Raw genomic sequence first — 13351 nt, 5'->3', positions numbered from 1 at the left:
CCGTCAGTCGGTCAGCTCTACGGTGGTCACCTCGGCCAGTTCGCCGTCGTCGCCCGGCTGCTCGAAGACGACGTGCGCGGCCCGCTGCCTGCTCTCGAAGCTGGCGATGGTGTTGCCGAACAGCGGTCCGCTGAGGTTGCGCCACGACATCGGCAGATCCGGTGATCCGGAGTGCCGGGCCCACCGCCGGGTCAGCCGGGCGGCCCGCGGCGACCATGCCAGCTTGAACGCCGGTTTCACCGGTGCCGGCACGAAATTGTGCACCGGTGAGCACACCAGCTGATGCACCCGGGACGCGGTGACGCCGGGGAAGTCCGCGCGGGCGGCGTAGCTGTGGTGGACGTCGCCGGAGAGCACCGACACCGTCGCGGGACCCTTCGACTGGTGCGACGCGGCATTGCAGATCAACTCGGACAGCCGCCGAAACGACTGCAGGAACGCCGGCCAGTGCTCCAGATCGGCGGTCTGCCTGATCTTCTCGGCCAGCGCACCACGCAGGCCGTTGCGGTTGGCGGCGGCCTCGTTGATCATCTGCAGATCCCCGAGCGCAGGCGGCAGCAACCAGGGCAGCGACGAGCCGATCAGCAGATGGTCCAGACCGGCCAGACCGTCCTCCACCTGCTCTTCGAGCCAGCGGAACTCCCTGTCGCCCAGCATTTTCCGGTCGCCGCTGTCGAGGATGCGGGCGTTGCGCGAATCCACCATGATGAGCCGGCTGCGGCCCAGGTCCCAGCGGAAACTGAACCGCAACCCCTTGTCGCCGTCGACCTCGCTGTCGGCCCGGTCCGCGAGTTCGGCCAGGTACGACCAGCAGTCGCCGTCGATCTGCGTCATCTTCTGGTAGTCCTCGTCGACCGCGAGCTGCTCGGGGCTGAGGTTCCCGATGTGCTGGTACACCCAGTAGGACCCCAGGCCGGCGCGGATCCGGTCCCGCCACCAGGGCTTGCGGTTGACCTCGCGCCGCCAAGCCCCCGAGGTGTTCCAGTCGTCGCGGATGTCGTGGTCGTCGAAGATCATCGCCGTCGGCAGGGTCGACATGATCCAACGGATCTCCGGGTCGCCCCAGGTGTGCCGGTACAGGCCCTCGTACTCGGCGAACGTGACGACCTCGTCGGGTGGGCGCCGGCCGCTCCGGCGATGACCGGCCAGATTGCGCCGGGCCTCCGGAGTGAGTTCGTCGGCGTAGACCTGGTCACCGAGCAGCAGCAGCGCATCCGGCCACTCGTCGGCGTCCAGCGCGGTGAGCCGGTGGGCGTAGCAGTCGAGGGCGTCCAGACCGAGCCTCTTGTCCATCTTGGCATCGCCGGTCTTGGGGTAGCGGCACGACCCGAAGATCACCCGCAACCGGTCGGCGGTGCCGGGTCCGCGGGTACGGATGACGCTGGGCGGGAACTGCGAGTCCGGCTCCGGCCACACCTTCTCGCCGTCGACGCGGACCTCGTACTCGAACGTGGAATCGGGCGTCAGGCCGTGCACCGGCACCAGCGCGTAATGGAAACCCTGGACCTCGAAGGTGCGCGTCGAGCACCCGAGGACTTCCACCTCGGCCGGGGCCTCGGTCTGCACCCACACCTGGGCAGTCGTGTCGCCGACGTGCCGCAGCACCGGGCCGAGAACCAGAGTCACCGACACAGCTTAGGGGTGTCGCGCAGACAGCTCGACCGAATGCGCCCGCGGTATCGCTACGCTGGGCCGATGGTCGATACCGCGGCTCGCCGCCGGGGCCCGCGCGGCGACGTGAACACCCGCGCGCTGATCCTCGACACCGCGGAGTCGATGTTCGGCCGGTCCTCGATCGGTTCGGTGTCGCTGCGCGCCGTCGCGCGGGAGGCCGGCGTCGCCAACCGTTCGGTGATGTACCACTTCCCGGCCAAACGTGACCTGATCGCCGCCGTCGCCTACCGCCGCTCGGCTCACATCACCCCGGCGATCGCCGGGAACCTGTCCGCGCTGGTCGACTCGGCCGCGTCGGTGAGTGTCCGCGACGTCGTCGAGGCGCTGCTCACCCCGCACCTGCAGCTCCTGCGAACCGACCCCGCCCGCGGGCTGTCCTGGTTGAAGGTGATGACTCAACTCGCGCTCGACGACGACCCGATCTGGCGTGAGGCGCTCGACGGCGACCCCGGTCTGCCGGAGCTGTTCGTCGCCGCGGCGGGCCGGGCGATACCCGGTCTGCACACCAAGCAGGTCCGGCAGCGCGCCGCGCTGGCCATGTATTCGATGATCGCCGCGCTGGCCAGTGCTGATCTGCCCGCCTATCTGCGCCCGCTCGGGCCGGACGGGCTGGACGAGGACTGGGTCGAACAGCTGATCGAGTTCACCTGCGGCGGGCTGCGCGGCACCGAGAAGTCCTGACGCGAAACCCGGTCCGGAATTTATCCGACCGGATTAATCTGATCCGATGGCGGTCGAGCAACGCATCACCTATTGCCGGATCTGCGAGGCGCTGTGCGGGCTGGTCGCCACCGTCGAGGACGGCCGGCTGCAGTCGCTGCGGCCCGATCCGGACAATCCGATGTCGCGTGGCCGGGCCTGCCCGAAGGGGATCGCGTTCACCGACATCCAGAACGACCCCGACCGGGTGCTGACCCCGCTGCGGCGCCGCCCGGACGGCACCTTCGAGGCGGTCGGTTGGGACGCGGCGCTCGACGACATCGCGGACCGCCTCGGCCGGATCGTCGCCGCCCACGGCGGTGGCGCGGTCGGACAGTACTTCGGCAACCCGATCGCGTTCGGGTATGCCAGCGGCATCTGGTCCGGGATGTTCCTGACCCGGCTCGGTGGCCACCACCAGTACTCCTCGGGCTCCCAGGACATCAACTCCCGGTTCGTCGCAAGCAAACTCCTGTACGGGGCGGCCAGCCAGATCCCGTTCCCGGATCTGGCCCGCACCGACTTCCTGTTCATGCTCGGCGCCAACCCGCTGGTGTCGCACGGCAGTGCGGTGCGCACCCCGCGGGTGCGCGACGACCTGGCCGGCATCACCGCGCGCGGCGGGCGCGTGGTGGTCGTCGACCCGCGCCGGACCGAGACGGCCCGCGCCTATGAGCATCTGCCCGTGCGCCCGGATTCCGACGCCTGGCTGTTGTTGTCGATGCTGCACGTGATCTTCGACGAGGACCTCGCCGACATCGCCGCACTCGACGCCCAGACCGCGGACTGGTCGACGCTGCGCGAACTCAGCCGCGCCTTCCCGCCCGAACGCACCCACGTGCGCACCGGTGTCGAACCCGACGTGTTGCGCACGCTGGCACGCGATTTCGCGACCGCCCCGACGGCGGTGGCCTACGGGCGCACCGGTGCGTGCCTGGGTCGGCACGGCACGCTGGTGAGCCACCTGCTCGACGTGCTGAGCATCGTGACCGGGAACCTGGACCGGGCCGGCGGAATGTTGTTCGCCCGCGCGGTGATTCCGCTGGAGGACCTGGCGGAAAAGGCCGGCAAGATGACCTACGACACGGCGCGCTCCCGGGTCGGGAACCTGCCGGAGGTGATCAGCACCTATCCCGCGGCGTTGATGGCCGAGGAGATCATCACCCCCGGCGACGGGCAGCTGCGCGCTCTGTTCGTGACGGCGGGAAACCCGGTGCTGACCGTGCCGAACGGCCCGATGCTCGAAAAGGCGCTCGACGAGCTGGATCTGATGGTGTCGCTGGACCTCTACGTCAACGAGACCAACACCCACGCCGATTACATCCTGCCCGCCACCACATTCCTGGAACGCCACGACGTGCCCTACAGCCTGGCGAACTGCTCGACGACGGTCTTTGCGCAGGCCTCCGAAGCCGTCGTGCCCGCGTACGGGCAGGCGCGCAACGAGTGGGAGGTGTTCGACGAGCTGGCCCGCAGGATGGGTCTGTCGTTGTTCGCCAACGGTGCGCTGGAGCGGTTCAACGGGGTGCTGAGCTGGCTGGACCGCCGCGGGCTGGGTCGCATGACGCCGCGCCGGCTGGTCGGGCTGCTGATGCGGATCGGCCCGTACGGCGACCGGTTCGGGTTGCGCCGCAACGGGATCAACCCGCGCAAGCTGCAGGAGAACCCGCACGGGATCGTGCTGTCCGAGCACGCGCCGACCGGTATCCGCGCCGAGGCGGTCAAGCATCCGGACGGTCTGGTGCGGCTGGCGCCTGCGGAGATCCTGGTCGAGGTCGAACGGCTCGGTGAACGTCACCCCGACGATCCCGCGTTCCCGCTGATGGCCATCGGGATGCGCGAGATTCGTTCGCAGAACTCGTGGATGCACAACAGCCCGACGCTGATGAAGGGCGACCGGCGGCACCGGGCCAGGGTCAATCCCGTCGACGCCGCGGCTGCCGGCCTGACCAACGGCGCGACCGTGCGTGTCACGTCCCGGGACGGCGCCATCGAGACCGAGGTGTTCGTCACCGACGAGGTCGCCCCCGGAACCGTTGCGATTCCCCACGGCTGGGGGCATCGGGGCGGCTGGCAGCTGGCCAATCGGGCCGGCGGAGCCAACGTCAACGAGCTGATGTCCAATGACGCAGCCGATCTGGAACGCCTGGCCGGGATGTCGGTGCTCAACGGCGTCGCGGTACGCATCGAGCCGGTGACCGCCACCGCGGGCTGACGTCGGAAAACGTCCAACAGTTTGCTAACGCAATGGTAGGTTCGGCTCGCTACGTCAAAGCTGGGGGTCAACGTGGACCGGTGCCCGAAGTCGCCGAACAGTTCTCTGCGCGGTCTGTACTCCGGGGTCCTGCTCGTCGGTGTCGGGCTGGGCGTGGTCACCGGGCAGGGCGTCGCCTCCGCGAGCCCGACCGACAGCACCGAGTCGGGCACGTCGCAGTCGGCGGACTCCACCGACACCGCCAGTGACACCGCACCTGCAGACGACCAGCCTGCCGACGACGAACCTGCCGACGATCAGCCCGCCGACGACGAACCTGCCGACGACGAGGACGAACCTGCGCCCGACGACGAAGAGTCGTCCCGCACGTCGAAGACCCGCGCGGAACAGGTCTCGGTCAACGTCACCGAAACCGAAACCGAAACCGAAACCGAAACCGACGTCACCGAAACCGAAGACGTCACCGAAACCGAAGACGTCGCCGACGGTGACGCCGTCCCCCAAGCCCAAGCCGAAGCCGTTGCCGTGCCGGAAGCCGAGGCGGCGCCCGCGCGACCGGTCACGGTCGAAAGCATGGTCACCGACGTGCTCACCTGGGTCGGTCTGCGGCCACCGGCCGATCACGACCCCGGCCCGGGAACGCCGGTTTCGGCGCTCATGCAATCGCTGTGGCTGGGCGTGCGCCAGGCGCAGTACACCTGGAACAACCAGCGTCCCACCGCCGATGTCACGACGTCGGGTCCCGGACCCGACGGCGCGGTGACCGGCAACCTCAACGCGACCGACTACGACGACGCGGCACTGACCTACGTGATTGCGGCGGGGCCGGCGCACGGGCGCGTGGTGCTCGACGCATCCGGCGGATTCACCTATCTCCCGGGCGCGGCAGCAGCCGGCCGCGCCGACAGGTTCACGGTCCTGATCGACGACACGGTGGGCAATCCGTTCCACGTGCACGGCATCCTCGGGCTGCTCGGTATCGCCGGGCCGACCGTGGTGACCGTGGTCATCGGCGCGACTTCCCCTGACCGGCAGGGCATTCCGTCCGGATTCGGCGTCGACGAGCTGCTGGCGCGGGACGGGGTGGCGGTCACCCCCGGCCGCGACGGAGGCGTCACTGTCATCGACGGCCGCTTCACCGATCACCTGGTGGTCAACGCCGCCGACGCCGCTGTGGTGCTGAACTCCGTGGCGTCGGCCCTGGGCGCGGCGACGGGCTTCGCCGATCCGGCCGGCATCACCGTCTCCACGGTCGGCACGGGCGAGGCCGCCGAGTACTTGTACCGCTTCACCGAAAGGCTCGGCGCGGTCAAGGTTCTCGGCAGCGAGGTGGTCCTGGTGACCAACGCCGCCGGCGAGGTGACCGGCGTGTTCAACTACTACCGCGGGCTGGGGGAGGCGTTCGACATCACCCCGGACAGCTCGGTCGACGAATACACCGAGGTGCGGCTGATCGCGAGCTCCGCCTACCTGGGTTCCGGCGCCGATGCGCGCGCCCTCCGGAAGTTCGTCACCGCAAGCGCTTTCGCCGAGGAGCTGGTGGTCTACACCCACGACGACGGAACCTCGCATCTGGCGTGGCGGGTAGCGGTGGTCGTCCGTGACACCGGGGAGCTGGCGCCGTCGGGGGCGACCTACCTGATCCACGCCGACGGCACATCGGCGGGTTCGGTCATCGTCGCGTCCGCGAACGCGCACGCCGCGACGTCGATCAGCTTCGCCAAGGACTGGCTCGGCGAGTCCCGCCTCTTCACCATCGACACCCGCAAGGTGTGGTGGTTCCGGACCTACCAGCTGATCGACGCGCCCCGCAACATCAGCACCTACAAGACCAGCTACACGCTGTTCGGCCTGGGCAATCCGCTGCTGCCGGGTTCGGTGGTCAAGCGCGGGCTGTTCGGCTGGGACACCGCCGCGGTGTCGGCGCACGCGAACATGGCCGTGGTGTACGACTACTTCGCCGACGTGCTGGGGCGCAAGTCCTTCGACGGCAAGGGCGCACTGGTCTCGGTCAGCATCCGGTACAACCCGCGGATGTCGACCGGCGGCTACGCCAACGCGTTCTGGGATCCCAACCGGCGGCTGTTCGCGTTCGGGGACAACGGCTACCTCCAGGCCGGCCTGGACGTCGTGGCTCACGAGTTCACCCATGCGGTGGTGTCTTACGTCGTCGGCGGTGGCGGGCCGGTGCTGGACTTCGCCGAGCCCGGCGCCCTCAATGAGGCGTACAGCGACATTCTCGGCGTGCTGGTCGAGGGCAAGACCGGCGCAGGCCGCTGGCTCGTCGGCGAGGACTCCGCACTCGGCGCGGTGCGCGATCTCGCCGACCCGACCTCGATCGGCACGGCCTACGGTCCGCACCGCGACCGCTACAGCACGCGGTACACGGGCGAGGGCGACGACCGCGGCGAGCACGTCAACAGCACGATCTTCAGCCACGCCGCGTACCTGATGATGACCGACGACGCCACCAGCGGCGTCACCGACGAGACCTGGGCGAAGGTTTTCTACCATTCGCTCGGGCGGCTCAGCAGCACCGCCAAATTCGTCGACGGGCGGGCCGCGATACTGAGCAGCGCCCGCGAGCAGGGCCTGTCACCGGCGCACCTCGCGGCGATCGGCAAGGCTTTCGACACCGTCGAGATCTTCGGCGCGGCACCGTCATTGGCCATCGCGGTCTGACTGTGTGAGAGCGCGTGCGCCCCGGGGACGGCGCACGTGCGAAGCTGGGCGGCGGAGTGTCCGTCCAGGAGGTGTCTGTCGTGCCGCCCAGTCCCGAGCCCGGCGATTCGCTGCGCAGCGTGGTCTCGCTGACGGCGCCGATCGGGCTGGCGTTCATCCCGCTGGGCATGGCCCTGGGCTTCCTGGTGGTGCACGCCGGGCTGGCGTGGTGGTGGGCGCCGGTGTTCGCCGCGGTGATCTACGCGGGTTCGCTGGAGTTCCTGATGGTGCACCTGGCCGCGTCGGCGGCGCCGATCGCGACGGTCGCGCTGACGACCTTCGTGGTGAACTCCCGGCACGTGTTCTATGCGCTGTCGTTCCCGCTGCACCGGGTCCGGGGCGTGGCGGGCAAGCTGTACAGCACCTACACGCTGTCCGATGAGGCGTACGCGGTCGGCGTCAGCCCGGAGGCGCGGTCGTGGCCGTCGCGGTTGATCCTGTTCATGCAACTGTGCCTGCACCTGTTGTGGGTGGCGGGCGCGACCCTCGGCGGGCTGGTCGGGCAGGCGTTGCCCATCGAGCGGCTCGAAGGGCTCGACTTCGCGCTCACCGCGTTGTTCCTCGTGCTGGGCATCGACGCGTACCGGCAGCGACCCGACCGGATCACCGCCGCGGTGGCCGTGCTGTGCGCCGTGGCCGCCTGGTTGCTGGTCCCCGGACAGATGCTGGTGGCCGCCTTCGCGGCCTTCGCCGGGGTGCTGCTGGTCCGGATGTTGTTGGGACGCAGGGACGACGATGCCTGACAACGCCTACATCGCCGTGTTGGTCGCGGTCAGTGCGGCGGTGACCTGGGGGTTGCGCGCGCTGCCGTTCGCGGTGCTGGCGCCGTTGCGGCACAGCCGTGTCGTGAAGTACCTCGGCGTGCACATGCCGGTCGGCGTGATGCTGATCCTCGCGATCTACACCGTGCGCACCGTCGCCGGGGATACCGCGACGCAGCTGACCTGGCTCGCGGTCGCCGTCGCGGTCACCGTGGGTCTGCATCTGTGGCGCGCCCAGGCGCTGTTGAGCATCGTGGCCGGCACGACGTGCTACGTGGCGTTGATGTCGGTGTGGGGGTGAGGTCAGTCCGGCGCCTGTAGGTAGGCGACGAGCGCGTTGGTCAGCCCGCGACGGGCGACGTCCAGGTCGGCGTAGGAGCCCAGCTGGCGCTCGGAGACCAGACCGCGCATCGCGCCGGGGATCAGGGTGGCGACCTCGCGCACCCGCTCGGGATCGACGCCGAGACCGGCGAACGCGGTGCGGCAGATCTGCAGCCAGGACTGCCCCCACGAGTGGAGCTCGGCAGCGGTCTGCGGATACAGCCGCTCCAGTTCGGCCGGGTCGCGCGGCAGCGCGGCGCGCAGGTTCTCGATCGCACGCGAATCCGGCGCCGCCAGGCCGGCATAAAGCGTGTCGATGATGCTCGCGACGCGGTCACGCAACGGGGCGTCCCGGTCGACCGCGGCGAACACGTCGGCGCGGCGCTCCGCGGTGCGGTGCAGGACCGCGGCCCAGAAGCCGTCGGCGTCGCCGAACTGGTACTGCACGGCGCCCCACGTCGCACCGATGTCCTTGGCGATCCGGTTCGCCGAGACCGAGCCGGGCTCGCCGGAGGCCAGCGACTTCAACGCCGCCTCAAGCATGTTCGCGCGGGTGGCCTGACCACGCCGGTTGGGGCGTCGGACTGCCTCGGTCATGCGTCGAGGGTACCGAAGTTTTCGTAGAACCCACTATGCTTCTGTGGGTCGCTGTTCTATTCTCACCGCATGGCCAAACCGCCCCTGTCGATGAAACCGACCGGCTGGTTTCAGGTCGCCTGGTCCGACGAGATCGAGATCGGCCACGTGCACACGATGAAGTACTTCGGCCAGGAGATGGTGGCCTGGCGGTCCGAGTCCGGACAGGTCGCGGTGATGAACGCCTACTGTGAACACCTCGGCGCCCACCTCGGGTTCGGCGGCACCGTGCACGGCGAGGTCCTGCAGTGCCCGTTCCACGGCTGGCAGTGGAATCAGCAGGGCCGCAACGTGTGTATCCCGTACGAGGACCGTCCCAACCGCGGCCGCCGGATCAAGACCTATCCGGTGATCGAGCGCAACGAGTCGATCTACATCTGGCACGACATCGAGGACCGCGAACCGTTCTTCGACGCCCCGGACATCTTCGCGAGCTTCGGCGACGGCTCCGGTGTCGAGGACTACTACCCGCAGCAGCGCCTGTTCGAGCAGGGGCTGGAGATGCATCCGCAGTACGTGCTCGAAAACGGCGTCGACTTCGCCCATTTCAAGTATGTGCACGGCACGCCCATCAACCCGATCTTCACCCGGCACGACTTCGACGAGCCGATCTCCTACGTCGATTTCACGATCACGTTCGAAGGCGACGACGGCCAGCGCATCGAAGACGTCAACAGCGGCGTGGAGGCCGTCAACGGCGGGCTCGGCATCGCGGTGACCAAGAGCTGGGGGATGATCGACAACCGCACGATCTCGGCGATCACTCCGGTCGACGACTCCACCTCCGACGTCCGGTTCATGGTCTACATCGGCAGGCCCGGGGCAGACGTGCGCAATCCGGAGCGGGCGCGGGTCAAGGCCGAGGAGTTCGGTGCCGAGGTGATCCGTCAGTTCCGCCAGGACATCCACATCTGGGCGCACCAACGGTATTCGGATCCGCCGGCGCTGGCGAGCTCCGAGATGGCGGGGTTCACCGCGATCCGCGAGTGGGCCAAGAAGTTCTACCCGGACGGCAAGGGCGGAAGCGCCGCCGAGTTGGCCGCCGGATCCGCACTGTGACCCTCGAAAGGCTCCTATGACGATCAAGGTTTTCCAGGTTGCGACCGGCAACGTGGGTTCGGAGATGATCAAGCGCATCGCCGACCGCCCCGACCTCGAACTCATCGGGGTGCACTGCTATTCGCCCGACAAGGTCGGCCGCGACGCCGGTGAGCTCGCCGGGCTGGCCCCCAACGGGGTCATCGCCACCGGCACGGTCGACGAGATCATCGCCGCGCGACCGGACGTCCTGACCTTCCACGGGGTTTTCCCCGACGAGGACCTCTACGTCAAGGTGCTCGAAGCAGGCATCGACATCGTGACCACCGCCGACTGGATCACCGGTTGGCACCGCGACCACAATCACCCGCACCCGTCGGGCAAGCCGGTCACCCAGTTGCTCCAAGCGGCCTGCGAGAAGGGCGGATCCACGTTCTACGGCACCGGCATGAACCCGGGACTGAACCAGATCCTGGGCGTGGTGTGCTCGGCCGATGTCGCCGAGATCGAGAACGTCACGACTATCGAGTCGGTGGACGTGTCCTGCCACCACTCCAAGGACACCTGGATCGAGGTCGGGTACGGCCAGCCGGTCGACGATCCGGAGATCCCGGGCAAGCTGGAGAAGTACACCCGAGTCTTCGCCGACAGCGTCTACATGATGGCCGACTGCTTCGGTCTGACGCTCGACGAGGTGAAGTTCAGCTACGAGCTGGGGGCGTGCACCAAGGACGTGGACCTCGGCTGGTATCGGCTGCCGAAGGGCTCGCTGGGCGGCAACTACCTCAAGTACCAGGGCATGGTCGACGGCGTGCCGCGTGTCGAGACGCACCTGGAGTGGCAGATGACGCCGCACACGGATCCGAGCTGGGATATCAAGGGCTGCTACATCACTCAGATCAAGGGTGACCCGAACATCTACAACAAGCACATGATCTTCCCGAAACCCGGCGTCGACCTGTCCGACCCGGCGAACTTCGCGTCCATCGGGATGACGGTCACCGGCATGCCCGCGCTGAGTGCGATCTCGTCGGTGGTGGCGGCGCGGCCGGGCATCCTCACGTCCGCCGACCTGCCGCTGCGCGGACTCGCGGGCCGCTTCAAGTTGTAGGCAAGGCTCAGCGGGGCGACTTGTCGGATGTGATGTATCAGGACATCGGTGATGGTTGTCGGGTTTTGGGGCGTGGGCCGCGTGGTTGTCCGTTGCCGAAGTATTTGATGCCCGGTGCAGGTCGAACGTGCTTGATGAGGACCTCGCCGTCCAGATCGGACACGATGATTTTGTCGTCGACGCTGACGACCAGGATGAGTCCAGACCGATGTTGCCCACGGAGCTCGCTGTGCGGATGACGGTGTTGGAGGGCAGATCCACGGGCGACTGCGCTCGGGGAAATTGGTATCGCCTCGGGACAGGCCGTGCATAGGCCAGCTGGTCGATTCTATGGCGGGGTGGATCTGCCCTGGGGGTCGCTTCCCATGCCGTCAGTGGTGTGACCGCGTCCGGGCAGTCCTTGGTGGGGGCGCTCGGTGTTGTAGATGTGGTCGGATGCGTCGACCTGGCTTTGGAGTTCGGGCAGCGATCCGCGAGTGGTTGTTTGTCGAGGTAGCGGAACGACTGCTCTCGGACAACGGACTCGCGCTACGAGTTACGCAAACGTGCCAAGTCAGACGGTCCGGTCAAAGCACAGGCCGTGGCCGTGCGGGCCGCGTTGGAGCCACCACCCGAGCCTTAAGGCAGAAGTGTCACCACCAAGACCCCTCGAAGTGTTACCGAATGTCCTGATGCAGAACTGTCACCGATGTCTTGGGACATAACAGGGCGACTTGTCGGACCCCTTCGGCATAATCGAATGTATGTTCGAAGGCGCGGAGCCGAAGGATCTCATCGACGGGATGGGTACGGCGGCGCGTGCGGAGTCCGCGGCGATCGCCCAGCGGCTCGAGGCGGTGGCGGGGCTGTTCGACCGGCGCCGGCGCGCCTACGCCGAAGCCGGCTACCGGCAGACCGACATGTACGAGGCCGTCGCGGCAGAGGTCTCCGCGGCGCAGAACATCAGTCGGTCGCGGGCGAAAAGTCAAGTGTGGATGGCGGTGTCGCTGTACACCCGGCTGCCCCGGGTAGCCGAAACGTTCGCGCGCGGCGAGGTCGACTTCCGGATGGTGCAGATGGTGCTGTCGCGCACGGAGAACGTCGGGGTCAACGTGATCGGCGCTCTGGACAAGGCGATCGCGCCGAGGTTGCGCCGATGGATGCGGCTGTCCAAGAACAAGCTTCGCGACCGGGTGGACCAGTGGGTGGCGGACTTCGACCCGGCAGGGGTGCGAGTCCCCCCGATCGCCAAGGACAACCGGTACTTCGACGTGACACCCGATGTGCCGGGGATGGCGTTCGCCGGCGGGATGCTCAACGCCCGTGATGCCGCGGCCCTGGACCAGCGCTTGGAGGCGATCGCCGCGACGGTGTGCAGTAATGACCCGCGCTCGCACAACAATCTGCGGGCCGACGCGGCGGGGGCGCTCGGGCGAGGGGAGTCGGCCCTGCAATGTGAGTGCGGCACGCAGGACTGCCCGGCCGCGACGCTACGGGAGTCCGCCGCACAGGTGGTGATCCACATCCTGGCCGAGCAGGCCACCGTGGACGGTACCGGCGACAAGGCGGGCTACCTGTCGGGTTTCGGGGTGCTGCCGGCCGAGGAGGTGCGTGCGGCGGCCAAGACGGCGAAGCTCAAGCCGGTGCGGTTGCCGGGCGCCGAGCCGGAGAAGGGCTACCGGCCGTCGGCGGGACTGAAGGACTTCCTGCAGTGGCGCGATCTCACATGCCGTTTCCCGGGCTGCGACGCTCCGGTGGCGCACTGCGACGTCGACCATACGACGCGGTGGCCGTTCGGGGTCACCCATGCGTCGGGGCTGAAGCATTACTGCCGTACCCATCACGTGCTGAAGACTTTCCTCACCGGGGTTCACGGCTGGCGTGACGAGCAGCGGCCCGACGGCACGATTGTGCTGACGGCCCCGACCGGGCATGTGTACACCACCGAAGCCTTTGGCGGGCTGCTCTTTCCGGTGCTGGCGACGCCGACGGCGTCGCTGCCCGACGTTGAGCCGCCCGCCGAAGCGCCCGACAAGGCGGCGATGATGCCGCGGCGGTCCAGAACATACGAGCAGCAGCGGCAGGCCCGGATTGCGCGGGAACGCGGGCAGCGCATCGAGATCGACGCCGAACGCGAACGCGAACGTCAGGCCTGGCTCGCCGCCACCTACGAACCGCCCCCGTTCTGAGCACCTA

General features: G+C 68.3%; 10 protein-coding genes. 8 read left to right on the top strand and 2 right to left on the bottom strand.

The genetic code is table 11. From position 1 onward, the window contains the following. Positions 1–3 precede the first annotated feature (3 nt). The gene (locus C6A87_RS17510) at positions 4–1626 is read right to left on the bottom strand and encodes an alkaline phosphatase D family protein (protein ID WP_311113453.1); all 1623 of its coding nucleotides are present in this window, start codon (positions 1624–1626) and stop codon (positions 4–6) included. A 69-nt stretch (positions 1627–1695) separates the two neighbouring features. On the opposite strand from C6A87_RS17510, the gene C6A87_RS17505 reads away from it, so the two are divergent. From C6A87_RS17505 to C6A87_RS17485, 5 genes are all read left to right on the top strand, one after another. Continuing rightward, positions 1696–2355 (top strand): TetR family transcriptional regulator, encoded by a 660-nt coding sequence (locus tag C6A87_RS17505; protein ID WP_311113452.1) that lies wholly within the window; start codon positions 1696–1698, stop codon positions 2353–2355. Between the two features lie 46 nt (positions 2356–2401). Continuing rightward, entirely contained in the window at positions 2402–4588 is a 2187-nt protein-coding gene (locus C6A87_RS17500; protein ID WP_311113451.1) for a molybdopterin-dependent oxidoreductase, read from the top strand. Positions 4589–4660: 72 nt separating this feature from the next. Further along, positions 4661–7270 (top strand): M4 family metallopeptidase, encoded by a 2610-nt coding sequence (locus C6A87_RS17495; RefSeq protein ID WP_311113450.1) that lies wholly within the window; start codon positions 4661–4663, stop codon positions 7268–7270. A gap of 80 nt (positions 7271–7350) precedes the next feature. Beyond that, complete coding sequence (locus tag C6A87_RS17490; RefSeq protein ID WP_311113449.1) at positions 7351–8052, top strand: AzlC family ABC transporter permease; 702 nt, start codon at positions 7351–7353, stop codon at positions 8050–8052. Further along, a complete protein-coding gene (locus C6A87_RS17485; RefSeq protein ID WP_311113448.1) occupies positions 8045–8371 on the top strand; it encodes an AzlD domain-containing protein in 327 nt (108 codons plus the stop codon). The genes C6A87_RS17490 and C6A87_RS17485 overlap by 8 nt, the downstream gene beginning before the upstream one ends. Before the next feature lie 2 nt (positions 8372–8373). Here the strand turns inward: C6A87_RS17485 and C6A87_RS17480 are convergent, their stop codons facing one another. After that, the gene (locus C6A87_RS17480; protein WP_311113447.1) at positions 8374–8988 is read right to left on the bottom strand and encodes a TetR/AcrR family transcriptional regulator; all 615 of its coding nucleotides are present in this window, start codon (positions 8986–8988) and stop codon (positions 8374–8376) included. A gap of 69 nt (positions 8989–9057) precedes the next feature. Between C6A87_RS17480 and C6A87_RS17475 the strand changes: the two genes are divergently transcribed. The 3 genes from C6A87_RS17475 to C6A87_RS17465 all read left to right on the top strand — a co-directional run bounded on the left by C6A87_RS17475 (position 9058) and on the right by C6A87_RS17465 (position 13344). Next, positions 9058–10086: a Rieske 2Fe-2S domain-containing protein gene (locus C6A87_RS17475; protein WP_311113446.1), complete on the top strand. Its 1029-nt coding sequence runs from the start codon at positions 9058–9060 to the stop codon at positions 10084–10086. 16 nt (positions 10087–10102) lie between these two features. Beyond that, positions 10103–11176, top strand: coding sequence for a dihydrodipicolinate reductase (locus C6A87_RS17470; RefSeq protein ID WP_311113445.1), 1074 nt, complete (start codon positions 10103–10105; stop codon positions 11174–11176). 743 nt (positions 11177–11919) lie between these two features. Continuing rightward, positions 11920–13344: an HNH endonuclease signature motif containing protein gene (locus tag C6A87_RS17465; protein WP_311113444.1), complete on the top strand. Its 1425-nt coding sequence runs from the start codon at positions 11920–11922 to the stop codon at positions 13342–13344. Positions 13345–13351: the final 7 nt, after the last annotated feature.

The organism is Mycobacterium sp. ITM-2016-00317, assembly GCF_002968295.1.
GTDB lineage: Bacteria > Actinomycetota > Actinomycetes > Mycobacteriales > Mycobacteriaceae > Mycobacterium.
Note: the sequence above shows the minus strand (reverse complement) of the source record. Positions and strands in the feature narration are given on the sequence as shown.